Below are 24,855 nucleotides of genomic sequence, written 5' to 3'. Positions count from 1 at the left end.
ACCCGCACCGGTCAAGCCTGCGCCCGTGCAACTGCCCGTCGTGCAGATCCACAGCCTCGACATGGAGGCGCGCGGCGTTGGCCGGCTGGTCAATGAGGATGGCAGCCCGGGCAAGGTGATTTTTGTCGAGGGCGCGCTGCCGGGCGAAACCGTCAGCTACAGCAGCTTCAAGCGCAAGGCCAGCTTCGAGCAGGCCAACCTGGGCATGATCAAGAAGGCCTCGTCGATGCGCGTGAAGCCGGGCTGCGAGTATTTTGGCGTTTGCGGCGGTTGTTCGATGCAGCACCTGGACGCACGCGCGCAGGTGGCCATCAAGCAACGCGTGCTGGAAGACGATCTCTGGCACTTGTCGAAGCTGCGCCCGGACGTGGTGTTCCGCCCGATCGCCGGCCCGGACTGGGGCTACCGCTACCGGGCGCGCCTGACGGTGCGCTACGTGGCAAAGAAAGGCGTGGCGCTGGTCGGCTTCCATGAGCGCAAGAGCAGCTATGTGGCCGATATGGCGAGCTGCAAAGTTCTGCCGCCGCACGTATCGGACCTGCTGGTGCCGCTGCGGGAACTGATCACGGGTTTGTCGATCCGAGACCGCCTGCCGCAGGTCGAGCTGGCAGTGGGGCAGGATGTGACGGTGCTGGTGCTGCGCATCCTGATGCCGCTGACCGAGGCCGACGAGGCACTGCTGCGCGCCTTCGCCGACCAGCACGGCGTGCAGTTCTGGCTTCAGCCCAAGGGCCCGGACACCGTGGTGCCGTTCTACCCGCTGGACCGCGAACTGGCCTACACGCTGCCGGAATTCAGTATCCGCATGCCGTTCAAGCCGACCGACTTTACCCAGGTCAACCACCAGATCAACCGCGCGCTGATTGGCCGGGCGCTGCGCTTGCTGGATGCCCAGCCGGATGACCGGCTGCTCGACCTGTTCTGCGGCATTGGCAATTTCACGCTGCCGCTGGCCACGCGCGGCCGCTCGGTGATGGGCATCGAAGGCAGCGAGGTCCTGACCACCCGGGCACTGGCCAATGCGGTCATCAACGGGTTGGACCACAAAACCGAATTTGCCTGCAGGAACCTCTTCGAGGTGGGTGCGGAAGACATCGCCGCACTGGGCCGTTTCGACCGCTGGCTGATCGACCCGCCGCGCGAAGGTGCGCTGGCGGTCAGCAAGGCACTGGGTGAACTGGCCCAGGCTGGCAGCGACGTGCTGCCCAAGCGCATCGTCTACGTCTCGTGCAACCCGGCCACGCTGGCGCGCGACGCCGGCCTGCTGGTGCACGAGGCCGGCTACCGGCTTTCCGGTGCTGGCGTGGTCAACATGTTCCCGCACACCTCGCACGTGGAATCGATTGCGGTGTTCGACCGCGCCTGAGCGGCTGAGGAAGGCGGGCGCGGCCTTGCGGCCGCGGCAAAGAAAAAGGCCAGCGCGGATGCGCTGGCCTTTTTAGTCCGGGGCAGGGCGGCCGGGCCGCCGCCTTAGTCGCGGTTGCCGCCGAAAATGCCCAGCAGCGCCAGCAGGTTGGCGAAGACGTTGTACACGTCCAGGTAGATCGCCAGCGTTGCCGTGATGTAGTTGGTCTCGCCACCGTTCAGCACGCGCTGCACGTCAAAGAGGATGTAGGCGGAGAAGATGCCGATGGCGATCACCGAAACCGTGATCATCAGCGACGGCAGTTGCAGCCAGATGTTGGCGACGCTGGCCAGGATCAGCAGGATCACGCCGACGAACAGGAATTTGCTCAGCCCGGAGAAATCGCGCTTGCTGACAGTCGCGATGGTGGCCATGGCGCCGAACACCGCCGCTGTGCCGCCAAAGGCATACATGATCAGTGCAGGACCATTGGAGAACTGCAGCACCGACCCGATCAGGCGCGACAGCATCAGCCCCATGAAAAAGGTGAAGGCCAGCAGCAGGACCACGCCCATGCTGCTGTTCTTGGTCTTCTCGATGGCATAGAAGAAGCCGAACGCGATGCCCAGGAACAGGATCATCGACAGGCCGGGGCTGCCTTTCATCAGGCTGAAGCCCGTGGTGACTCCGATCCACGCACCGATGACGGTGGGGATCATCGAAATGGCAAGCAACCAGTAGGTGTTGCGCATGACCCGATTGCGCACCACGACGTCGCTCGTCGCGGTGCCGCTGCCGAAACTGTATGTGTTCAGCTTGTTATCCATGGTGACTCCTGTCTCAAAACGGTGAGGCGCCGGGGTAACCCAGGCGGGCACAACGCCAATGTGGCATCGCAGTAATGGAATTGCAAGGGTTGAGGGAACGTATCAGCCACATTTTCGCAAAATCCGCGCTGCCAGTGGTGATTGGATCGCAACTGGCCTCTCGCGTTCCCTGCGCGTGGCACGTCATTAAAAGTGCATTCTTGGTAACTTTATGGTGTGTGCCGTGCCTTGGTTGGCTCCCGGGAACCTGCGGCCATGGGCCTTCTCGAAACCATAACCGTCTCGTGCTAGAATTGCACGTTTACTTGACTTGTAACCCCTTCATTTTTTGGAGTTTTTATGGCGATCGAACGCACCCTGTCGATTATCAAGCCGGATGCCGTGGCAAAGAATGTCATCGGCCAGATTTACGCTCGTTTCGAGGCCGCAGGCCTGAAGATCGTGGCTGCCAAGATGGTTCACCTGTCGCGCGGTGAAGCCGAGCAATTCTACGCAGTGCACGCTGCGCGCCCGTTCTTCAAGGACCTGGTGGACTTCATGGTTTCCGGCCCGGTCATCATCCAGGCCCTGGAAGGCGAAAACGCCATCACCAAGCATCGCGACCTGATGGGCGCAACCGACCCGAAGAAGGCTGAAGCCGGCACGATCCGCGCTGACTTCGCTGACAGCATCGACGCCAACGCCGTTCACGGCTCGGACGCAGCAGAAACCGCTGCCGTCGAGATCGCTTTCTTCTTCCCCGGCATGAACGTTTACAGCCGCTGATTGTCTGGTCTATTCCACAAGACTAGACTGCCTTAGAAGTTGATACTGCCGTCATGAACACTCTCGTCAACCTGCTCGATCTGGATGCGGACGCGCTTACCGCCTATTGCGGAGAGCTCGGCGAGAAGCCGTTTCGTGCGCGGCAGTTGCAGCGCTGGATTCACCAGTTCGGCGCCAGCCGTTTCGATGCCATGTCCGATCTCGCCAAGTCGCTGCGCGAAAAGCTCGCCACGCGCGCCGAGATCCGCTCGCCTGCCGTCATCACCGACAACCTGTCGGCCGACGGCACGCGCAAGTGGCTGCTGGACGTTGGCGCCGGCGATGCGGTGGAGACGGTGTACATCCCTGAGGAGACGCGCGGCACGCTGTGCGTGTCTTCGCAGGCGGGGTGCGCCGTCAATTGCCGGTTCTGCTCGACCGGCAAGCAAGGCTTCTCGCGCAACCTGTCTACTGGCGAGATCATCGGCCAGCTGTGGATGGCCGAGTTTGCCATGCGTGCCCAACTGGGCCGTGGCGCCAAGGACGACCGCGTCATCTCCAACGTGGTGATGATGGGCATGGGCGAGCCGCTGCTCAACTATGACCAGGTTGTGCCCGCCATGCGCCTGATGCTGGACGACCATGCCTACGGGCTGTCGCGCCGGCGCGTGACGCTGTCCACCTCCGGCGTGGTGCCGATGATGGACCGGCTGGCCAAGGATTTGCCCGTGGCGCTGGCGGTATCGCTGCACGCGTCCAATGATCCGCTGCGCGACATGCTGGTGCCGCTCAACAAGAAGTACCCGCTGGCCGAGCTGATGGCGGCTTGCCGCCGCTACCTGGAATTCGCCCCGCGCGATTTCATCACTTTCGAATACTGCATGCTGGATGGCGTCAATGACGGCGTCGAGCATGCCCGGGAACTGCTGAAGCTTGTGGCCGATGTGCCCTGCAAGTTCAACCTGATCCCGTTCAACCCCTTCCCGGAGTCGGGCCTCAAGCGCTCAAACAACGAGCAGATCCGCCGCTTCGCCCAGGTCCTGATGGACGCCGGCATCGTCACCACCATCCGCAAGACGCGCGGCGACGATATCGATGCCGCTTGCGGCCAGCTCGCGGGCGAGGTCAAGGACCGTACCCGCCTGGCCCAGCGTGGCAAGTTCGGCAAGATCACGCCGATTGTGGCGGCGCCCGCGGCCGGCCAGCCGCAAGAGGCCCGGCCTGCATGACCCGTCTGATAGTTGCGGCGCTGATGGGGCTGGTGCTGCTGTCCGCGTGCCAGTTGCCGCCGCCGGTCAAGCCCGAGTTGCAGACCGCATCCGACCAGACCGAGCTGAGCCGGCGTGCCACCATCCGTCTCCAGTTGGCTACCAGCTACCTTGAGGCAGGGCAGTACACCGTCGCGCTGGACGAGGCCAAGCAGGCCATTGCCATCGACCCGACGCTGGTCGACGCGTACCATATCCGCGCGTTGGTCTACATGAACATGAACGAGCGCGTGCTGGCGGAAGAGAGCTTCCGTAGCGCGCTGGCCATGCGTGCCGATGACGGCGACGTGCTGAACAACTACGGCTGGTTCTTGTGCGTGAACGGACGCTATGCCGAGGCCGTGCCTTACCTGGAGCGCGCGGTCAACGCGCCCTCGGCAAGCGGGCCTGGCAAGGCACTGACCAGCCTTGGCGCCTGCCAGCTACGCAATGGCAGCAGCGAGGCAGCCGAGAAGAGCTTGTTTGGCGCCTTGCGCTACGATCGCAACAACCCGGTAGCCAACAACAACCTGGCGCTGCTGTATTACCAGCGCGGGGACTACCAGCGTGCCCAGCAGTATGTCGGCCGCATCAACAGCAGCAATTTCGTCAGCGCGCAATCCCTCTGGCTGGGTGCGCGCATTGCCCGCCGTCAGGGTGATGTAGCGGCGCAGAATGCCCTGGTGGCACAGTTGCGCAGCCGTTTCCCCGATTCGCGTGAGTTGACCGCATACGAACAAGGAGCATGGGATGAGTGAGCACGAGCGCGCCGAAGGCCAGACTGCAGCGACGGGTCATGCGGGGGGGACCCCTGCGGATGCCGGGCGCGAGGCGGTGGCGCGCGAGATTGGCGAACGCCTGGCGCAAGCGCGCAAGGACCAGCGTTTCTCGCTGGAGGATGTCAGTGCGCGGCTGAAGGTCGCCTCGCACAAGCTGGCCGCCATCGAGCAGGGCGACGTCGCGGCGCTGCCCGACGTGACCTTTGCCAAGGGTGTGATGCGCGCCTACGCGCGCATGCTCCAGATCGACATCGACGCCTTGCTGGCGCGTTTCCACGCGCAGGCTGTGCCGGTGGTGGAAATCGGCATGCGCCGCGAAGGTGGCCTGAACGAGAGCTTCGACGACCGTAACCGCTTTGGCTCCGGCGGCTCCGGCGGCCGGTGGATCTGGCTGGCCCTGGTGGTCGCCGTGATCGGTGGCGGGGTGCTGTTCGGGCTGGACCACTTCAAGCAATGGATCGAAGCGCGCAAGGAAACCCTCACGGCGGCCCCGGCGGCGCAAGCCACGGTGCAAGGCAGCGAGCCCGGTACCGTCACGGCCGCACTGCCGCCGGTGATGGCCGCGTCCGATGCCCCCGCGCCGTCCGAGTCACTGCCCGCCAGCGGCCCGGTGGCGGTGGCGCCAGCGCTTTCGGCAGCACCCGCACCTTCGGCGGCGCCGTCTCCGGCCGCCGTGGCCGCCGTCTCCGCGGTAGCTGCTTCAGCGGCAGTGCCTGCCCCCGCAGCGGCAGACGGTGCTGCCGAGCTGCGCATCCGTTTCGCATCGGATACCTGGTACGAGATCCGCGACCGCAGCGGCAAGGTTGTGCTCGGCGGTACTGCGCGTGCGGGCCAGGATCTCAGCGGCGGCGGTACGCCACCGTACAAAATCGTGATCGGCAACGTCAAGGGCGTCGAGTCGCTGACGCGCAACGGCACGCCGGTCGACCTGCAGGCGGCCAACCGCAATAACGTGGCGCGCCTGACGCTGCCCTGAACATCGTTTCTCCAGCCATGCGCAACGCCGCATTGCAAGGTGGTAATGCTATGAACCAAAAGGCTTGTATGCCGGTGCTGCCCGGCCCGCTGCCCCGCCGCAAAACGCGCCAGGCGCGCGTGGTGTGGGGCGACAATGTGGTCACGATCGGTGGCGACGCTCCCGTGCGCGTGCAGTCGATGACGAACACCGACACGGTGGACGCCATCGGCACCGCGATCCAGGTCAAGGAACTGGCGCGTGCCGGTTCCGAAATTGTGCGCATCACGGTCAATACGCCGGAAGCCGCGGCTGCGGTGCCCGCCCTGCGCGAGCAGCTGGACCGCATGGGCGTGAACGTGCCGCTGGTGGGCGACTTCCACTACAACGGCCACACGCTGCTGCGCGATTATCCCGACTGCGCCCAGGCGTTGTCGAAGTACCGCATCAACCCCGGCAACGTGGGGCAGGGTGCCAAGCGCGACACGCAATTCGCGCAGATGATCGAAATGGCCTGCCGCTACGACAAGCCGGTGCGCATCGGCGTGAACTGGGGCAGCCTGGACCAGTCGCTGCTGGCGCGCATCATGGACGAGAACGCCCTGCGCGCCGAGCCGTGGCCGGCGCAGAACGTGATGGTCGAGGCGTTGATCACCTCCGCGATCGAGTCGGCGAAGAAGGCCGAGGAAATCGGGCTTTCGGGTGATCAGATCATCCTGTCGTGCAAGGTCTCGCAGGTGCAGGAACTGATCGCTGTGTACCGCGAGCTGACCAAGCGCTGCGACTACGCATTGCACCTCGGGCTGACCGAGGCGGGCATGGGCAGCAAGGGGATCGTGGCCTCCACCGCCGCGCTGTCGGTGCTGCTGCAGGAAGGCATTGGCGACACCATCCGCATTTCGCTGACGCCGGAACCCGGCGCTGCGCGCGAGAAGGAAGTCTACGTGGGGCAGGAGATCCTGCAGACCATGGGCCTGCGCAACTTCACCCCGATGGTGATTGCCTGCCCGGGCTGCGGCCGTACCACCAGCACCACCTTCCAGGAACTGGCGTCCAGCATCCAGAGCTACCTGCGCGAGCAGATGCCGACCTGGAAGACCGCCTACCCTGGCGTGGAAGAAATGGATGTGGCCGTGATGGGCTGCATCGTGAACGGGCCGGGCGAAAGCAAGCATGCCAATATCGGCATCTCGCTGCCGGGCTCAGGCGAATCGCCGGCGGCGCCGGTATTTGTCGACGGCGTGAAGGTCAAGACGCTGCGCGGCGATCGCATCGCCGAGGAATTCCAGGCGATCGTGGACGATTATGTGCGCACCCACTACGGCAACAAGGCCGGGAGCGCCGGCAATGAGGTGGCAGCCTGAGCCGTTGCGGCTAGGCGCTACAGGGAAAGACAAGACACAATGAACCAACCCGTGAATCCGGCGGCCGCCAGCGATGGCGCCAAGGCTGCCGACAGCAAGGCAGAGAGCAAGAGCAAGGCAGTGAAAGCCCTGCAGGGCGTCAAGGGCATGAACGACATGCTGCCCGCCGACGCACCGCTGTGGGAGCATTTCGAGAACGCCTCGCGCGCGATGCTGCGTGCCTATGGCTACCAGCAGGTCCGCACGCCCATCGTTGAGCACACGCAGCTGTTCGTGCGCGGCATCGGCGAAGTCACCGACATCGTCGAGAAGGAAATGTATTCCTTCACCGATGCGCTCAACGGCGAGCAACTGACGCTGCGCCCCGAGGGCACGGCGGCCGCGGTGCGGGCCACCATCGAGCACAACCTGCTGTACGACGGCCCCAAGCGCCTGTGGTACACCGGCCCGATGTTCCGCCACGAGCGTCCCCAGCGCGGGCGCTATCGCCAGTTCCACCAGCTCGGCGCCGAGGCCCTAGGCTTTGCCGGCCCGGACGTGGACGCCGAGATCATCATGATGTGCCAGCGCCTGTGGGATGACCTGGGCCTGGTCGGCGTGCGCCTCGAGCTCAATTCGCTGGGCCAGGCCGAGGAGCGCGCCGCGCACCGCGAAGAACTGATCAAGTACCTGGAAGGCTTCCAGGACATTCTTGACGAAGACAGCAAGCGCCGCCTGTACACCAACCCGCTGCGCGTGCTGGATACCAAGAATCCCGCGCTGCAGGAAATGGCAAGCAACGCGCCCAAGCTGATCGATTTCCTGGGCGAGGAGTCGCTTGCCCACTTCGACGGCGTGCAGCGCCTGCTCAAGGCCAACAACATCCCGTTCAAGATCAATCCGCGCCTGGTGCGCGGGCTGGACTACTACAACCTGACGGTGTTCGAGTGGATCACCGACAAGCTCGGCGCGCAGGGCACCATCGCCGGCGGCGGCCGCTACGATCCGCTGATCGCGCGGATGGGCGGCAAGGCGGCACCAGCTTGTGGCTGGGCGATGGGCATCGAGCGCATCATCGAACTGCTGCGAGAGGAAAAGCTCGTGCCGCAGGCGGAAGGCGCCGATGTGTACCTCGTCCACCAGGGCGAAGCGGCTGGCCAGCAGGCCATGATCATCGCCGAGCGCCTGCGCGATGCCGGCCTCGACGTGCTGCTGCATGCCACGCCCGACGGCAAGAGCGGCAGCTTCAAGTCGCAGATGAAGCGCGCCGACGGTAGCGGTGCGGCCTATGCCGTTATCATTGGCGAGGATGAGGTGGTGGCGGGCACGGCACAGGTCAAGGACCTGCGCCAGGGCGCCCAGGCCGAAGGCGGCGGCGCGCAGGTGACGGTGGAGGCTGAAAAACTGGTTGACCACATCATCGACGCCATGGTTGGCGCCAGCGAGTAAGCCTGCTGGTCAGCAGGCAGTATCGGAACCAGGGACCGCAAGAGCGCGGTCCTTCATACAAACAAACGCGGGTGGATCCCTCGACATGGCTTACGATCTAGAAGAACAGGAACAGCTTGAGAGCCTCAAGGCCTGGTGGCGCCAGTACGGCAACACCGTGACCTGGGCCTTGATCGCCGGCTTGCTGGCCTTCGCTGCCTGGAGCGGCTGGAACTACTGGCAACGCAAGCAGGCTGGAGAAGCGGCGCTGCTGTACGAGCAGGTGGTCAAGGCGGCCGAGAGCCGCGATGTCGAGCGGATCAAGCGCGCCGCCGGCGACCTCGAGGAAAAGTTCGGCAAGACCGCCTATGGCCCCATGACCGCGCTGGTATCGGCCAAGGTGCTGTACGATGCAGGCGACCTGGCAGGTACGAAGGCCCAGTTGCAATGGGCGATCGACCATGGCGATGGCGAGTACGCTCACCTCGCGCGCGTGCGCCTGGCTGGCGTGCTGCTTGACGAGAAGGCCTACGACCAGGGCCTGGCATTGCTCAAGGACGAGCCGCCGGCACCGTTCGTGGCGCTGTATGCGGACCGCCGGGGCGATCTGCTGGCTGCCCAGGACAAGCGCCCGGAAGCCCGCTCGGCCTACCAGAAGGCGCTAGACAAGCTGAGCGCCAACGATGCAGCCATGCGCCAGATCATTCAGTTCAAGCTTGACGCGCTGGGCACCGCCTGAAGGCGGTTGGCCCGGCTCGCCGGCAGGCCCGCGGGATTCGCATGCCATGCATGCCCCGCTTGCCCGCACCCTTGCGCCTCAACTTAAATCAGGATCGGAACCTCATGAAGTCATTGTTTTCCGGCACGGCCCAGAACCAGCAACACGGCAAATCTGTCCGCGGCCTGGTGGTGGCCGCCGCTTGTGCGGCCAGCGTCGCCAGCCTGGGCGGCTGCTCGCTGTTCAGCAAGGCTGACAAGCGCACGCCGGTCGAACTCAAGCCGATCACACAGACGTTGTCGGTGCGCCAGGCCTGGAAGGCCAGCGTCGGCAAGAGCGGCCCGTACTCGCTGCAACCCTCTGTCTCCGGTGGCACCGTCTATGCATCTTCCAATGGCGGCAAGGTGCTGGCGCTCGATGGCGTCACGGGACGCACCTTGTGGGAGGCCAAGACCGACATCGACCTGACCTCCGGCCCCGGCAGCGACGGCACCGTCACGGCGGTGGCGGGCGAGAAGGGCGCGGTCTTTGCCTTTGACGCCAGCGGCAAGCAGATCTGGAAGAAGCAGGTCAATGGGGAGGTTCTCTCGGCGCCGCTGGTCGGCAACGGCCTGGTGGTCGTGCGCACGACCGATACCCGGGTGCTTGGCCTGGATGCGCAGACCGGCGAGCGCCGCTGGATCTACCAGCGCTCGCAGACCGCGCTCAACCTGCGCGCCTCGATGGGCATGGTGTTCGCCGGCGACGGCATCGTGATGGGCTTCCCCGGCGGCAAGCTGGGTGTGCTGGCTCCGGGCAACGGCGTGCTGCGCTGGGAGAGCACGGTTTCCTATCCGAAGGGCGTGTCCGAGATCGAACGGCTTAATGACGTGACGGGCCAGCCCATGGTCAATGGCCGCCAGGTCTGCGCGACCACGTTCCAGGGCCGGATCGCCTGCCTTGAGCTGACCAATGGCCAGCCGCAGTGGGGCAAGGATTTTTCTTCGCCGACCGGCCCCGCGCAGGATGACACTTCGCTGTACGCCGGGGACGAGCGCTCCGTGGTCCATGCATTTGACCGCCAGAACGGCACTGAACGCTGGAAGAACGATCAACTGCTGTATCGCCGTCTCGGCACGCCGCTGGCGGTGGGACGTTCGGTGGTGGCGGGCGATTACGAAGGCTATGTACACTTCTTGTCGCGCGAGGACGGCCAGTTCGTGGCACGCCTGAAGACCGATGGCAGCGAGATTACCGCTGCGCCGGTGGTGGCGGGCCCGTCGCTGGTGGTACAGACACGCGACGGCAACCTCTACGGCTTCGTGCCGGACTGAGGCGGTCGACATTCATGGCGACTGTCCGTGCACCTGTCGGCACGGGCGGCGCCAATCCGGTAGCACGGCCCTTCTGGCCGTGCAGGTGAACGAGGTCGGGTTGCAATGCAAGCCTGATCACCCGACAGGAAAAGTGGCCAGGCGCGCGACGCCCGGCCGTCGGACCCATATCACTCCGGAGTTCCTGGGGGGCGGCATCTGCCGGCCCCCATTTCCGTTTATTGCATGAAACCAGTTATCGCTCTGGTCGGCCGTCCCAATGTGGGCAAGTCGACGCTATTCAACCGCATGACCCGTTCGCGCGACGCGCTTGTCGCCGATCTGCCCGGGCTCACGCGCGATCGCCACTATGGCGAAGGCCGCATCGGTGAACGTCCGTTCATCGCCATCGACACCGGCGGCTTCGAGCCGGTGGCCAAGGAAGGCATCGTTGCCGAAATGGCCAAGCAGACCCGCCAGGCGGTGGTCGAGGCCGACGTGGTGATCTTCCTCGTCGACGGCCGCCTCGGGCTGGCGCCCCAGGACCGCGTGATCGCCGATTACCTGCGCAAGACCGGGCGCCGCGTCATGCTGGCCGTGAACAAGGCCGAGGGCATGAAATACACCACCGTGGTGTCGGAGTTTTACGAGCTTGGCATGGGCGATCCCTATGCCATTTCGTCGACCCACGGCGATGGCGTGCGCGAGCTGGTCGACGAGGCGCTGGAACTGGCGGTGAAAGAGCGCCCGGAACTCGCCGAGGAAGACGAGGGCGCCCAGCGCGGCGTCAAGATCGCTATCGTGGGCCGGCCGAACGTGGGCAAGTCCACGCTGGTCAACACCCTGATCGGCGAAGAACGCGTGATCGCGTTCGACATGCCCGGCACCACGCGGGATGCCATCTATGTGGAGTTCGAGCGCGGCGGCAAGCCCTATACGCTGATCGACACGGCCGGCCTGCGCAAGCGCGGCAAGGTGTTCGAGGCCATCGAGAAGTTTTCGGTGGTCAAGACGCTGCAATCGATTGCTGATGCGAACGTCGTGGTGCTGCTGCTCGACGCGCAGCAGGACGTGTCGGAGCAGGATGCGCACATCGCCGGCTTCATCGTGGAATCCGGGCGCGCGCTGGTGGTTGGCGTCAACAAGTGGGACGGCCTTGACGGCCATAGCCGCGACCGTATCAAGCACGATCTGGAGCGCAAGCTGCAGTTCCTGGACTTCGCCAACTTCCACTTTGTGTCCGCGCAGCAGCGCACGGGCATCAGCGCGCTGCTGCGCTCGGTGGACGACGCGTATGCCGCGGCCATGGTCAAGCTGCCCACGCCGCAGCTCACGCGGATCCTGCAGGAAGCGGTCGAGTTCCAGCAGCCGCGGCGTGTCGGCGCGACGCGGCCCAAGCTGCGCTACGCGCACCAGGGCGGGTCCAATCCGCCCATCATCATCGTGCACGGCAATTCGCTTTCCGGCATCGCCGACACATATCGGCGCTATCTCGAAAACCGTTTCCGCTCGGCTTTCAAACTGAAGGGCACACCGCTTCGCATCGAATTTAGAACGAACAAAAACCCATATGCCGACTCGAAGGATTGAGTCAGTCGACGGGAGCCCGGGCGGGCAAGTTTCGTTTGCGTTCGTTTGGAACTGAGGCTAAATTCACGGTAGCAGGGGGTTCCCTGCGAGGCGATGCTAGCTTGGTACCGTTTTGATCTTTTTTTGGCGCGGCTTGCGCCGTTTGACTTGAATCGGGGATTACCGTCCCCATCATCTATCACTAAATCTATAAATTTGGAGTGTGCCATGAGCAACAAAGGGCAATTGCTACAAGACCCGTTCCTGAACGCGCTGCGCAAAGAGCACGTACCGGTTTCCATCTACCTCGTCAATGGCATCAAGCTGCAAGGCAATATCGAGTCGTTCGACCAGTACGTCGTCCTGTTGCGCAACACCGTGACGCAGATGGTCTACAAGCATGCGATTTCCACCGTCGTACCGGCCCGCGCCGTGAATTTCCGCGTGGACGAAACGGCTGAAGGCTGATCATTCGCGGATAGCACCGCAGTTTTCCGGCAGGCCAGTCGTACCACGGCACGGCCGCCAGTTGCCGGTGTCGCGCAGGGGCCAGATGCTCCGGCGCGACACCAAAAGACGCCAGCCCATCCTGGCTGCAGAGTGGCCACGGGCACGGACATGCTTCACCCTGGTGCATTCCGCCACGGACAGAGTCCCCGCTTCAAGCGTCTTCCCCAGGCCAGGGCTTCTGCCTAACGGCGCCAGCCGCTGCCTCCCAGTAGCCTCCAACCCGTTTTCCTTTCTCGCGTTTCGCGATCCTCCCGTTTGCAATCTAGAGCCACTTCCAATTCCGAGTCCTCCCGCGCCATCCTCGTTGGTGTCGATTTCGGCAAGCATGATTTCCAGGAAAGCCTGAGCGAGCTGGCGTTGCTGACGTCGACCGCGGGGTCCACGCCGGTGCACACGTTGACCGGACGCAGGTCCCGTCCCGACCCGGCGCTGTTCATCGGCTCCGGCAAGGCGGAGGAACTGAAGGAGGCCGCCGATGCACTCGATGCCGACGTGGTGGTGTTCAACCACTCGCTCAGCCCTGCCCAGCAACGCAATCTAGAGCGCTTCCTGCAGCGCCATGTCATCGACCGAACGGGGCTGATCCTGGACATCTTCGGCCAGCGGGCGCAGAGCCACGTCGGCAAGGTGCAGGTCGAGCTCGCCCAGGTCCAGTACCAGGCCTCGCGGCTGGTCCGCGCCTGGAGCCACCTGGAGCGGCAGAAGGGGGGCATTGGCATGCGTGGCGGCCCGGGCGAGCGCCAGCTCGAGCTCGACCGCCGCCTGCTGGATGAGCGCGCCAAGCGGCTGAAGGCTGACCTGACGCGACTGCAGCGCCAGCACAGCACCCAGCGGCGCGCGCGCGCGCGCAACGACACCCTGAGCATCTCGCTGGTCGGCTATACCAACGCCGGCAAGTCGACACTGTTCAACGCCCTCACCAAGGCCCGGGCCTACGCCGCTGACCAGCTGTTCGCCACGCTGGATACCACTTCGCGCCGGCTGTACCTGGAAGGCGCGGGCAACGTGGTGCTGTCGGATACCGTGGGCTTCATCCGCGACCTGCCGACCCAGCTGGTGGCCGCGTTCCGCGCCACGCTGGAGGAGACCGTGCACGCGGACCTGCTGCTGCATGTGGTTGATGCTTCCAGCCCCGTGCGCCATGAGCAGGTCGAGCAGGTCAACCGTGTGCTGGCCGAAATCAATGCCGACGACATCCCGCAGATCGTGGTGATGAACAAGATCGACGCGTCGCCGGAACTGCTCGAGCAGGGCCCCCGCGTGGAGCGCAACGAGGAGGGTGTGCCGACCCGCGTGTTCGTCAGCGCGCGCGACGGCATTGGCCTGGATGCCTTGCGCGAGGCGCTGGTGGAGGTGGCGCGCTGGCTGGCCGAGCGCCCGCCAGAGCGCCCCCCGCTGGATCCGCGCCTTGCCGATGCGCAGCCTTACCCGGACGACGATCTCGACAGCGGTTTTGACGGCGATGACACCCGGGTGGATCCGGAAGAACCCGACACGCAGTGAGCCAGTTCGACGGAAATCGCAGCCAGATTGCCCCAAATGGGTAAAAGTGGCGTCGATGACTGTTAGAATCCCCTTGTTCCAACTATCCCGGACCCGTGCACTTCATGCCCCTGTTTCCCCGGAATTCTGAATCGAGCCATGCCTTTGGCAGCCGCGCAGGTGGCCGCAACGGCGGCCATGCACCGTCGCGAACGGCCTGGCAGCGTTTGCGCGCGATCCTGTCTTTGAACGATCCCCGTTGGGGTAGGGGCGGCCCGGATGACGAAGACAAAGACAAGGACAAGGATAGTCGCGACAACAATCGCCAGCAAAACCAGCGTCCGCCCCAGGATGGCCCGCCCGACCTCGACGAGCTCTGGCGCGATTTCAACCGCCGCCTGAACGGCCTGCTTGGCCGCAAGGACAACGGTGGTGGCGGCAACCAGGGCTTTGGCGGCGGTGCGCGCACGCCGGGCAAGGGCTCGGGGATCGGCGCCGGCGTGGTGGTGATCGCAGCGGTTGGCATCTGGCTGGCCAGCGGTTTCTTCATGGTGCAGGAAGGCCAGACGGCCGTTATCCTCCAGTTCGGCAAGTTCAAGTACACCACGGGCCCGGGTATCAACTGGCGCCTGCCGTACCCGATCCAGTCCGCCGAAATCGTCAACCTGTCGGGCGTGCGCTCGGTTGAAGTGGGCCGTTCCACCTCGATCAAGGACAGCAACCTGAAGGACGCGTCGATGCTGACGCAGGACGAGAACATCATCGACGTCCGCTTCACGGTGCAGTACGACATCCAGGACGCGAGCGAATTCCTGTTCTACAACAAGACCGACCGAGGTGGCGACGAAGAACTGGTGACCCAGGCTGCCGAGACCTCGGTGCGCGAGATCGTCGGGCGCAACAAGATGGACGCGGTGCTTTACGAGAACCGTGAACAGATTGCCCAGAACCTGGCCAAGTCGATCCAGTCGATCCTGACCGCGTACAAGACCGGCATCCGCGTGATTTCCGTCAACGTGCAGAGCGTGCAGCCGCCCGAGCAGGTCCAGGCGGCCTTTGACGATGTCAACAAGGCCAGCCAGGACCGCGAACGCGCCATCAGCGAAGGCCAGGCCTACGCCAATGACGTGATTCCGCGTGCCAAGGGTACCGCCGCGCGCCTGAACGAAGAATCTGAAGCCTACAAGGCGCGAGTGATCGCCCAGGCCGAAGGCGATGCCTCGCGTTTCCGCCAGGTCCAGGCCGAGTATGCCAAGGCCCCGCAGGTGACGCGTGATCGCATCTATATCGAGACCATGCAGCAGATCTATACCAATTCGACCAAGGTGCTGGTGGATTCACGCCAGGGTAACAATCTCCTCTACCTGCCGCTGGACAAGCTGATGTCGCAATCGGCGGTGGATGCGCGCGCGCCGGCTTCCGGCACCGCGCAGGCCCCTGCCGCGGGCAGCGGCACGTCTCCCGCGCCCGATGCCAGCGGCGATAACCGGTCGCGCGAGCTGTTGCGCAACCGTGACCGCGATTCGCGCTGAGGAGACCCGACATGAACCGACTGATTTCCGTAGTAATCGGCCTCTTCATCGTGCTGGCGATTGGCTCCTCGATGGTGTTCGTGGTGGACCAGCGTCAGTACGCCGTGGTGTTTGCCTTTGGCCAGATCAAGCAGGTGGTGAACGAGCCGGGCCTGCACTTCAAGTTGCCGCCGCCGCTGCAGAACGTGATTTTCATGGATCGCCGCCTGCTGACGATCGACGTGGCCGCTTCGGAGCGCTTCCTGACGGCCGAGAAGAAGAGCATGGTGGTGGACTGGTTCGTCAAGTGGCGCATCACCGATCCGCGCAAGTTCTACGTGGCCTTCAATGGCAACATCCGCGGGGCGCAGGACCGCATGACCCAGCGTATCGACTCCGTCGCCCGCGAGGAATTCGGCAAGCGCACGGTGGCGGAGCTGGTGGCCGGCGAGCGCGAGAAGGTGATGCAGAATATCCGCTCCGCGATGGCCGACTATGCGCAGTCCGTGGGCGTCGAGATCATCGACGTGCGCCTCAAGCGTGTCGACCTGCTGCCCGCGATCAGCGAATCGGTGTATCGCCGCATGGAAGCCGAGCGCAAGCGTGTGGCCAACGAGCTGCGCTCCACCGGCGCGGCCGAGGGCGAGAAGATCCGCGCCGATGCCGATCGCCAGCGTGAAGTCGTGCTGGCCGAGGCCTACCGCGATGCGCAGAAGATCAAGGGCGAGGGCGATGCCCGCGCCTCGCAGATCTACGCCGAATCGTTTGGCCGAGATCCCCAGTTCGCGCAGTTCTGGCGCAGCATGGAGGCTTACCGCAATACGTTCCGCGACAAGCGCGACGTGCTGGTGCTGGAGCCCAATTCCGAGTTCTTCCGCTATATGCGGTCGTCGGGCGGCGCAGCGGCGCCGGCGGCGGCGCCTCCGGCGAGCCGTCGCTAAGCTAGGCGGTTCCGTCCGCCAGGCGCTTCGACAAAACCCCGGCTTGCCGGGGTTTTGTCCGGCTGGAGGGGCGGCAAGTGAGGCTCCCGAGGGGCGTCGCTGCCGTCTCATCCGCCATGCCAGGTGACTGGCTCCCCGCTTGCGGCTGGTGCCCCCGGCACGGCACGCGGCGGGATCGAATTTCAACGGGTGGCTCAAGGCCCCCCGGCAACTGTGTGAAGTGAAGAGATTTACCATGTCCAATCACTGGCTCCTGCCTGAAAACATCGCCGACGTGCTGCCGTCGGAGGCCCGCAAGATCGAGGAACTGCGCCGCCGCATGCTGGACTTGTTCCGCACCTACGGCTACGAGCTGGTCATGCCGCCGATGCTGGAATACCTGGAATCGCTGCTCACCGGGACCGGGCACGACCTCGACCTGCGCACGCTCAAGCTGGTCGACCAGCTCTCCGGCCGCACCATGGGCCTGCGCGCCGACATCACGCCGCAAGTCGCCCGCATCGATGCCCACTTGCTGAACCGCTCCGGCGTGACCCGGCTGTGCTACGCCGGCAATGTGCTGCACGCTCGCCCGGCCGGCTTTCGCGCAACCCGCGAGCCGATCCAGGTTGGCGCGGAGATCTACGGCCATGCCGGCCTGGAAGCGGATGTGGAAATCCAGGCCCTGATGCTGGCCGCGCTGCAGGTTGCCGGCCTGACCGAGATCCGCCTCGACCTTTGCCACGCGGGCATCCTGGAAGCCTTGCTGGACGGCCTGCCGTCCAGCCGCAGGATCGAGGATGTGCTGTTTGCGGCCCTGGAGACCAAGGATGTGTCAGCGCTGCGCGAGTTGACCGAAGGCATGCCGCAGGCCGAGCGCGACGCGCTGCTGGCGCTGCCGACGCTGTACGGCGGCGTGGAGGTGATCGAGCGCGCCCGCGCGACCCTGCCGGCGAGCCCGGCGATTGGCCGTGCGCTGGACGAACTGGCTGCACTGGCCGCGGAAGTGAGCGGGGCGAGCGTCAATATCGATTTGTCCGACCTGCGCGGCTACCATTATCACAGTGGCGTGATGTTCACTGCCTACGTGGCTGGCCTGCCCAACTACGTGGCGCGCGGTGGCCGCTACGACAAGGTCGGCGAGGCCTTTGGCCGCGCGCGGCCGGCAACCGGCTTTTCGCTGGATTTGCGCGAAGTTGCCTCGCTTTCTCCGCTGGAAGTGCGTGCTTTTGCCATTTTCGCGCCGTGGGATGCGGATCCTGCCTTGCGTGCCGCGATTACCGCGCTGCGCGCCGCCGGCGAGATCGTCATCCAGTCGCTGCCGGGGCACACGCACCAGCTCGACGAGTTCAACTGCGATCGCCAACTGGTCCGCCAGGATGGCGGCTGGACGGTGATTCCACGCAGCGCCGGGGCCTGAGCGCAAGCGCCAGGCCGCGGAATTCCCCCGCGTTGCAGGCCGATCTCCCCAAAATCGGGGAGTTGACCTGCAACGAGAGTAAAATACGTTTTTAACCCACTGACCAAAATCAACATGTCCGCTTCTGCAGTAAGCCAGGGACGCAATGTCGTCGTGATCGGCACCCAATGGGGTGACGAAGGCAAGGGAAAAATCGTCGATTGGCTTACCGATCATGCAAAGGGCGTGGTGCGGTTCCAGGGCGGCCACAATGCCGGCCATACGCTCATCATCGGCGGCAAGAAGACCATCCTGCGCCTGATCCCCTCGGGCATCATGCGTGAAGGCACGATCTGCTACATCGGCAACGGCGTCGTGCTGTCGCCGGAGGCGCTGTTCCGTGAGATCGAGGAACTGGAAACCGCCGGCCTGCAGGTGCAGAACCGCCTGCGCATTTCCGAAGCGACCACGCTGATCCTGCCGTACCACGTGGCCATCGACAAGGCCCGTGAAGTGCGCCGTGGCGCCGACAAGATCGGCACCACCGGCCGCGGCATCGGCCCGGCCTACGAAGATAAGGTGGCCCGCCGCGCGCTGCGCGTGCAGGACCTGTTCGATCCCAAGTGCTTCGCCGAGAAGCTGCGCGAGAACCTCGACCTGCATAACTTCATGCTGACCCAGTACCTGGGCGCGGAAGCAGTCGACTTCCAGCAGACTTTGGACGAAATGCTGGCCTACGCGCCGCGCTTGGCCCCGATGGTGGCCGATGTGTCGGCGGAGCTTTACGCGGTCAACGCTGCCGGCGGCAACCTGATGTTCGAAGGCGCGCAAGGCACGCTGCTCGACGTCGACCACGGCACCTATCCGTTCGTCACCTCCAGCAACTGCGTGGCCGGTGCGGCCGCCGCCGGTGCTGGCGTTGGCCCGGGCCGCCTGAATTACATCCTGGGCATCACCAAGGCGTACTGCACCCGCGTGGGCGCAGGCCCGTTCCCCAGTGAGCTGTACGACAACGACAACCCCAAGCGCCAGGACCCGGTGGGTGTGCGCCTGGCCAACGTCGGCAAGGAATTCGGCTCGGTGACCGGGCGACCCCGCCGTACCGGCTGGCTCGATGCCGCCGCGCTCAAGCGTTCAGTGCAGATCAACGGCGTGTCGGGTCTTTGCATGACCAAGCTCGACGTGCTGGATGGCCTTGAAACCCTCAAGCTGTGCGTGGGCTATGAGCTGGACGGCAAGACCGTCGACATCCTGCCGCGTGGTTCGGATGCCGTGGCGCGCTGCGTGCCGGTGTACGAGGAATTCCCGGGCTGGAACGAATCCACCTTCGGCGTGAAGGCCTGGGATGCGCTGCCGGAACAGGCTCGCACCTACCTGAAGCGCGTCGAGGAAGTGGTCGGCATCCCGATCGACATGATCTCGACCGGCCCTGACCGTGACGAAACCATCCTGCTGCGTCACCCCTACGTAGCCTGATGCTGTCTTGCCCGTAAGGGCGCCGCGCGGCTGAACGAAGCCGCGCAGGCAAAAAGACGGCAGATGCACAAGAGCAAATCGGCCCGCGCAAGCGGGCCGAAACTTTATCGGTCGACAGACCTTATGCCTAAAGCCGAAGAGCTAAAACAATCATGACCCTGCCATCGAACGACGAAGAGAACCTGTGGATCTCGTGGGACGACTACCACAGCCTGATCGCGCGCCTGGCGCTGAACGTCCACGAGTCGGGCTGGAAGTTCGACAAGATCCTGTGCCTGGCCCGCGGTGGCCTGCGCGTTGGCGACCAGATGTCCCGTATCTTCGACGTGCCTCTCGCCATCCTGGCCACCAGCAGCTACCGCGAGGCAGCGGGCACACAGCAGGGCGACCTCGATATCGCGCAGTACATCACCATGACCAAGGGCGACCTCTCCGGCAAGATCCTGCTGGTCGATGACCTGGTGGATTCCGGCGTCACGCTGGAGCGCGTGGGCCGCCATTTGCAGGAGCGCTATCCCGCCGTGACGGAAGTGCGTTCGTCCGTGCTGTGGTACAAGGCCTGCTCCAAGGTCAAGCCGGACTACCACGTGACCTTCCTGCCGACGAATCCCTGGATTCACCAGCCGTTCGAAGAGTACGACACGCTGCGTCCGCATAACCTGGCGGCCTGGCTCAAGCGCGGCAAGCACGCCGCCGGCAGCTCGCAGGCCTGATTCCCGGGCGGCCCGATATCGAAGATGGCCGCCGAGGTGAGCGGGCTCGCCCCATCCTTGTGCCCCCATCGTGCAGGCAGTGCGCAATGCACCGCCGCGGCGCAGGCGCTTCGGCTAACCTGCGCTTTCACGGCTCGCCGCAAATGGCCGCCAGCAGGGCGGCCATTATTCTTTATGCCCTCCGTCGTGCTTGCCGCGATGGCCACGCGCCATGGCACGCATGTTTCGGAGGCACCTGCCTGTTTCCTGCTTAGTATGCGACCGTGTAGCGCTGGCGCGAGTGCGCCGGTTTTTCCACTTCGTCGATCATGGCGATGGCATAGTCCTCCATCGAGATCCAGCTCTTGCCGCTGGCGTCGGAGAGCAGCGTCTCCTCGCCCACGCGGAACTTGCCCGTGCGCGTGCCCGGCTCGAACAGGGCGGCGGGGGACAGGAAGGTCCAGTCGATCGCTGTCTCGTTGCGCAGGGCGTTGAGGAAGTCGCGTCCAGCGAGGGCCTCCGCCTTATAGGCTTCCGGGAACTGCGGCGTATCGACCAGTTGCGCGCCTGGTGCTACGAAGAGGCTGCCCGCGCCGCCCACCACCAGCAGGCGAGGCACGCCGGCGGCCTTGACCGCGGAGGTGATCTGTTCGGCCGTGGTCTGCAGGAAACGTACTGTGCTGATTGCCACGTCGTGGCCGGCGAGGGCGGCCGCCAGGGCCTTGGTGTCCGCGACATCTGCATTGATCGTGGCGAGGCCCGGCCGCGTGGCCAGCTTGTCGGCCTGGCGCGCGATGGCGGTGACCGTGTGGCCGCGGCTCAGGGCTTCGTCGATGAGGCGGGTGCCGACACGGCCGGTGGCGCCGATGATTGCGATCTTCATGTTGACTCCTTTGTTGCGCTGTTGAATATCGATATGAAACTAATTTAGTTACATATCGGGATAAAAATTTTTACGGCTTGCGTTGCCGGGCCGCGCGCTCCACATCGGCGAGCATGCCGGCAATCGTGATCTCGGCCAGCGCACCATCCATCGCGGCCTGGGCGCGGTCCGCGGCGTGCTTCAGCGCACCGGTAATTTCCCGTCCCACCATGCACGCCGGATTGGGCACGCTGTGGTGCGGCGCGATCAGCGTGGCCGACTCCACCGCACGGAACACATCGAGCAACGTGATCGATGCCGCCGCGCGCGCCAGCGAGGCGCCGCCGTTGCTGCCCATCACCGTGCTCACCAGCCCCGCCTCGGCCAACTGGCTGACCAGGCGGCGGATCAGGACCGGGTTCGTGCCCACGCTGCCCGCGATCAATGACGACGGCAAGGGCTCCGCGGCGCTGGCCAGCAAGGTGAGGATGTGGACGGCGACGGCGAATCGGCTGCTGGTGGTCATGGTGGGTGAGGCGATGTGAAACTATATTAGTTGCAGATGGCCGTCGCTGTCAAGCGACTGGCGGGCCACGCAGGCATGCCGGTGTGGCATACGCCTGCAGCAATAGGGTGGTTTGCGCCTGAATACGTCGGAAAACGCGACATTCCAGCGTGTGGATGGCGGAAGAATGCCGGGAGCGCCACTGAAACTGATACACTCACCCGCAGCGCAGCAGTCGGCTGCTGCTCCGGTCGCGCCCTGGCAGTTCGTGTGAGCGCCAGGCTGTGTGGATGCCTCTGCCTCAACAGGCAAGAGCGGACTCCACGCCCCGGAGCGGTCGTTGCTGCGACTGGTATTTAGTCAATAGTTAATAGTTAAGTCGCGCAGTCGCGCCAATATCGAATCGGGAGTGCCAAGTTGCAAGATCAGACGCCGGAAAACAAAAAACCCGCAGGGCTCGAAAGCGCTGCGGGTTTTCCGTTTGATCTGGTGCCCAGGAGAGGACTCGAACCTCCACAGTGTTGCCACCGCTAGGACCTGAACCTAGTGCGTCTACCAATTTCGCCACCTGGGCGGGCGTCGAAACAACCGAAGCGCTCATTATAGCGACCGCAAATCGTTTGTCAAATAATTCTAGAAAAAATTGAATCAGAATAACTATCCGATCCCTAGTCGGGAAGAAATCCTTGGCGTCCTGCGGACGTCGGGGTCGCCCTTGTCGGGCGGCGATATCGCCAAGGCGCTCGCTGTCACGCGCAAAGAACACGACGGCTTCCAGAAACGCCTCGCCGCCATGGAGCGCGATGGCCAGATCGAACTCAACCGCAAGGGTCGCTACGAGCTGGCCAACCAGCCTAACTTTGTGGTCGGCCGTGTGCAGGGCCACCGCGATGGCTTCGGCTTCCTGATCCGCGACGATGGCGATGACGACATCTTCCTGCCGGAGCGCGAGCTGCAGAAGGCCATGCACAACGACCGTGCCCAGGTGCGCGTGATCGGCTACGACCGGCGCGGCCGGCCCGAAGGCCAGATCGTCGAGATCCTTGAGCGCGCCAACCGCTACGTGATCGGCCGCCTGCTGAGCGAAGGCGGCGTGCTCGTGGTGGCGCCCGAAGACAAGCGCATCAGCCAGGACATCCTGATCCCGCCGAAGTCGCAAGGCAAGGCGCAAGTCGGCCAGGTGGTCAGCGTCGAGATCATCGACTACCCCGATCGCTACGTGCAGCCCGTGGGCCGAGTGGTGGAAGTGCTGGGGGACTTCGACGACCCCGGCATGGAAATCGAAATCGCCGTGCGCAAGTACGGCGTGCCGCATGAATTCTCGGATGCCTGCGCCAAAGAAGCCGCCGGCCTGCCCGACGAGGTGCGCGAGTCCGACCTGGAGCACCGCATCGACCTGCGCGACGTGCCGCTGGTGACGATCGACGGCGAAGACGCGCGCGACTTCGACGACGCCGTCTACTGCGAACCCGTCAAGATCGGCCGCTCGAAGGGCTGGCGCCTGGTGGTGGCGATTGCCGATGTGTCGCACTACGTGCGCCCTGGCACGGCGCTCGACGCCGATGCGCTGGATCGCGCCACCTCGGTGTACTTCCCGCGCCGCGTCATCCCGATGCTGCCGGAAAAGCTCTCCAACGGCCTGTGCTCGCTGAACCCGCAAGTCGACCGCCTGTGCATGGTGTGCGATGCGGTGATCACCGCCAAGGGCGAGCTCAAGGGCTATCAGTTCTATCCCGCCGTGATGCATTCGGCGGCGCGCCTGACCTATAACGAGGTCTGGTCGGTGCTGTCCAACACCAAGGGCCCGGAGGCGCACAAGCGTGCCGACCTGGTGCCGCACCTGCAGAACCTGTACGAGTTGTTCCAGGTCCTGCTCAAGGCGCGGCGCGAGCGTGGCGCGATCGACTTCGATACCACCGAGACCTATATCGTCTGCAATGCGCAGGGCAAGATCGAGCAGATCCTGCCGCGCACCCGCAACGACGCCCACCGCCTGATCGAGGAATGCATGCTGGCCGCCAACGTGTGCGCCGCCGACTTCCTCGAACGCTTCAAGCATCCCACGCTGTACCGGATTCACGCCGGCCCGAGCGAGGAAAAGCTGAAGAACCTGCGTGAGTTCCTGCGCACCGTCGGGCTTTCGCTGGCCGGTGGCGACAAGCCGCAAGCGGGCGACTACGCCGACGTGATGGACAAGATCAAGAGCCGTCCCGACGCGCCGATGTTGCAGACCATGCTGCTGCGCTCGATGCAGCAGGCGGTCTACAGCCCGGACAACATCGGCCACTTCGGCTTGTCGTATGAGGCTTACGCCCACTTCACCAGCCCGATCCGCCGCTATCCGGACTTGCTCACGCACCGCGCCATCAAGGCCGTGCTGGCCCATACCAAGTACCGGCCGGCATTTGCGCCGGGCACCGCGCTGAACACCGCGATCGCGCCCAAGGCACGCCGCATGCAGGCCAAGGACGCCGCCGAGAAGGCAGAGCGAAGCGCCGCGCGCGCCCAGCGCAACGAAGCCATCTGGGACGAGCTCGGCTTGCACTGCTCGGCCAACGAGCGCCGCGCCGATGAAGCCTCGCGCGATGTGGAGGCCTGGCTCAAGTGCTACTTCATGCGCGACAAGCTTGGCAGCGAATATTCGGGCACCATCAGCTCGGTCACCTCGTTCGGCATCTTCGTGCAGCTCGACGAGCTCTATGTCGAAGGCCTGGTCCATGTCACCGAGCTGGGCAGCGATTACTTCCAGTACGACGAGGCGCGCAATGAACTGCGCGGCGAGCGTACCGGCATCCGCTACCGCCTCACCGACCGCGTTCGCGTGCAGGTTTCGCGCGTGGACCTCGATGCGCGCAAGATCGACTTCCGCCTGGTGCAGGAGCCCTCAGCCAAGAACCTGCGTGGCCGCGCCCCGACCGTCGATGCCGCGCCGCGCGTGCCCGCCGCGCACGCCGTGCCCGCGCGCAAGAAGGGCCGTCAGCTGGCCGCGCTGCTGGGTGGCAGCTCCAAGCCGGAAGAGTCGTTCGACGAAACGCTGGACCGCGTGATCGAAGAGCAGCCGGTGTTCGAAGCTGTCATGACGCCGGTCAAGCCGCACGTGGGGCAGGGCGCCAAGGCCGGCGGCAAGCCGGCCAAGCGCGCCGCCAAGCCCAAGCCGCAGCATCTGGGCTCGACGCACAAGGGCGGCGCCAAGCCGGCCGGCAAGAGCAGCCGCGCTTCGCGCAAGCGCACCTGACGGCCATGGCGCCGGC

The 24,855-nt window shown here is 64.8% G+C and carries 21 protein-coding genes and 1 tRNA gene; 18 read left to right on the top strand and 4 right to left on the bottom strand.

What is annotated here, in order from left to right:
* Nucleotides 1-31 precede the first annotated feature (31 nt).
* The gene (rlmD, locus tag AC1Q7Q_RS16995) at nt 32-1,366 is read left to right on the top strand and encodes a 23S rRNA (uracil(1939)-C(5))-methyltransferase RlmD (RefSeq protein WP_492372452.1); all 1,335 of its coding nucleotides are present in this window, start codon (nt 32-34) and stop codon (nt 1,364-1,366) included.
* A gap of 104 nt (nt 1,367-1,470) precedes the next feature.
* Here rlmD and AC1Q7Q_RS16990 read toward each other — a convergent pair whose 3' ends face one another.
* Nucleotides 1,471-2,172, bottom strand: a complete 702-nt coding sequence (locus AC1Q7Q_RS16990; protein ID WP_006157746.1) for a Bax inhibitor-1/YccA family protein — start codon at nt 2,170-2,172, stop codon at nt 1,471-1,473.
* 339 nt (nt 2,173-2,511) lie between these two features.
* Here AC1Q7Q_RS16990 and ndk point away from each other — a divergent pair, with 339 nt between their 5' ends.
* From ndk to AC1Q7Q_RS16910, 16 genes are all read left to right on the top strand, one after another.
* Nucleotides 2,512-2,937, top strand: coding sequence for a nucleoside-diphosphate kinase (gene ndk, locus AC1Q7Q_RS16985; protein WP_492372433.1), 426 nt, complete (start codon nt 2,512-2,514; stop codon nt 2,935-2,937).
* Between the two features lie 53 nt (nt 2,938-2,990).
* Complete coding sequence (gene rlmN, locus AC1Q7Q_RS16980) at nt 2,991-4,145, top strand: dual-specificity RNA methyltransferase RlmN (RefSeq protein WP_006157748.1); 1,155 nt, start codon at nt 2,991-2,993, stop codon at nt 4,143-4,145.
* Complete coding sequence (gene pilW, locus AC1Q7Q_RS16975; RefSeq protein WP_492372432.1) at nt 4,142-4,921, top strand: type IV pilus biogenesis/stability protein PilW; 780 nt, start codon at nt 4,142-4,144, stop codon at nt 4,919-4,921. The genes rlmN and pilW overlap by 4 nt, the downstream gene beginning before the upstream one ends.
* Entirely contained in the window at nt 4,914-5,918 is a 1,005-nt protein-coding gene (locus AC1Q7Q_RS16970) for a RodZ domain-containing protein (RefSeq protein WP_492372431.1), read from the top strand. The genes pilW and AC1Q7Q_RS16970 overlap by 8 nt, the downstream gene beginning before the upstream one ends.
* A 50-nt stretch (nt 5,919-5,968) precedes the next feature.
* Nucleotides 5,969-7,261, top strand: coding sequence for a flavodoxin-dependent (E)-4-hydroxy-3-methylbut-2-enyl-diphosphate synthase (gene ispG / locus AC1Q7Q_RS16965; protein WP_492372430.1), 1,293 nt, complete (start codon nt 5,969-5,971; stop codon nt 7,259-7,261).
* A gap of 147 nt (nt 7,262-7,408) precedes the next feature.
* Nucleotides 7,409-8,689, top strand: a complete 1,281-nt coding sequence (gene hisS, locus AC1Q7Q_RS16960; protein WP_492372451.1) for a histidine--tRNA ligase — start codon at nt 7,409-7,411, stop codon at nt 8,687-8,689.
* Between the two features lie 85 nt (nt 8,690-8,774).
* The gene (locus AC1Q7Q_RS16955; RefSeq protein ID WP_441640348.1) at nt 8,775-9,407 is read left to right on the top strand and encodes a YfgM family protein; all 633 of its coding nucleotides are present in this window, start codon (nt 8,775-8,777) and stop codon (nt 9,405-9,407) included.
* 104 nt (nt 9,408-9,511) lie between these two features.
* Nucleotides 9,512-10,699, top strand: coding sequence for an outer membrane protein assembly factor BamB (gene bamB / locus AC1Q7Q_RS16950; protein ID WP_492372429.1), 1,188 nt, complete (start codon nt 9,512-9,514; stop codon nt 10,697-10,699).
* Nucleotides 10,700-10,924: 225 nt separating this feature from the next.
* Nucleotides 10,925-12,268, top strand: a complete 1,344-nt coding sequence (gene der, locus AC1Q7Q_RS16945) for a ribosome biogenesis GTPase Der (RefSeq protein ID WP_043347450.1) — start codon at nt 10,925-10,927, stop codon at nt 12,266-12,268.
* A gap of 207 nt (nt 12,269-12,475) precedes the next feature.
* Complete coding sequence (hfq, locus tag AC1Q7Q_RS16940) at nt 12,476-12,715, top strand: RNA chaperone Hfq (protein ID WP_006157757.1); 240 nt, start codon at nt 12,476-12,478, stop codon at nt 12,713-12,715.
* Between the two features lie 297 nt (nt 12,716-13,012).
* Nucleotides 13,013-14,260 (top strand): GTPase HflX, encoded by a 1,248-nt coding sequence (gene hflX / locus AC1Q7Q_RS16935; protein ID WP_492372428.1) that lies wholly within the window; start codon nt 13,013-13,015, stop codon nt 14,258-14,260.
* A 104-nt stretch (nt 14,261-14,364) separates the two neighbouring features.
* Entirely contained in the window at nt 14,365-15,771 is a 1,407-nt protein-coding gene (hflK, locus tag AC1Q7Q_RS16930; protein ID WP_492372427.1) for an FtsH protease activity modulator HflK, read from the top strand.
* Between the two features lie 11 nt (nt 15,772-15,782).
* Nucleotides 15,783-16,691: a protease modulator HflC gene (gene hflC, locus AC1Q7Q_RS16925; protein WP_492372426.1), complete on the top strand. Its 909-nt coding sequence runs from the start codon at nt 15,783-15,785 to the stop codon at nt 16,689-16,691.
* Nucleotides 16,692-16,926: 235 nt separating this feature from the next.
* Nucleotides 16,927-18,090 carry an ATP phosphoribosyltransferase regulatory subunit gene (locus tag AC1Q7Q_RS16920; RefSeq protein WP_492372425.1) on the top strand — a complete coding sequence of 388 codons (1,164 nt, stop codon included), beginning with the start codon at nt 16,927-16,929 and terminating at the stop codon, nt 18,088-18,090.
* Between the two features lie 114 nt (nt 18,091-18,204).
* Nucleotides 18,205-19,545, top strand: coding sequence for an adenylosuccinate synthase (locus AC1Q7Q_RS16915; RefSeq protein ID WP_174423299.1), 1,341 nt, complete (start codon nt 18,205-18,207; stop codon nt 19,543-19,545).
* 152 nt (nt 19,546-19,697) lie between these two features.
* Entirely contained in the window at nt 19,698-20,258 is a 561-nt protein-coding gene (locus AC1Q7Q_RS16910; protein ID WP_043347431.1) for a phosphoribosyltransferase, read from the top strand.
* Nucleotides 20,259-20,508: 250 nt separating this feature from the next.
* Here AC1Q7Q_RS16910 and AC1Q7Q_RS16905 read toward each other — a convergent pair whose 3' ends face one another.
* The 3 genes from AC1Q7Q_RS16905 to AC1Q7Q_RS16895 form a co-directional block, all read right to left on the bottom strand.
* The gene (locus AC1Q7Q_RS16905; protein WP_492372424.1) at nt 20,509-21,120 is read right to left on the bottom strand and encodes an NAD(P)-dependent oxidoreductase; all 612 of its coding nucleotides are present in this window, start codon (nt 21,118-21,120) and stop codon (nt 20,509-20,511) included.
* A 70-nt stretch (nt 21,121-21,190) separates the two neighbouring features.
* Complete coding sequence (locus AC1Q7Q_RS16900) at nt 21,191-21,625, bottom strand: Rrf2 family transcriptional regulator (protein WP_043347423.1); 435 nt, start codon at nt 21,623-21,625, stop codon at nt 21,191-21,193.
* A 466-nt stretch (nt 21,626-22,091) separates the two neighbouring features.
* Nucleotides 22,092-22,178: transfer RNA gene (locus AC1Q7Q_RS16895), tRNA-Leu, on the bottom strand.
* A gap of 69 nt (nt 22,179-22,247) precedes the next feature.
* Between AC1Q7Q_RS16895 and rnr the strand changes: the two genes are divergently transcribed.
* A complete protein-coding gene (gene rnr / locus AC1Q7Q_RS16890; RefSeq protein WP_174423294.1) occupies nt 22,248-24,839 on the top strand; it encodes a ribonuclease R in 2,592 nt (863 codons plus the stop codon).
* Nucleotides 24,840-24,855 lie beyond the last annotated feature (16 nt).

Source organism: Cupriavidus sp. GW823-FHT07A04, assembly GCF_058794615.1.
This window is presented reverse-complemented; position numbering and strand designations above follow the sequence as displayed.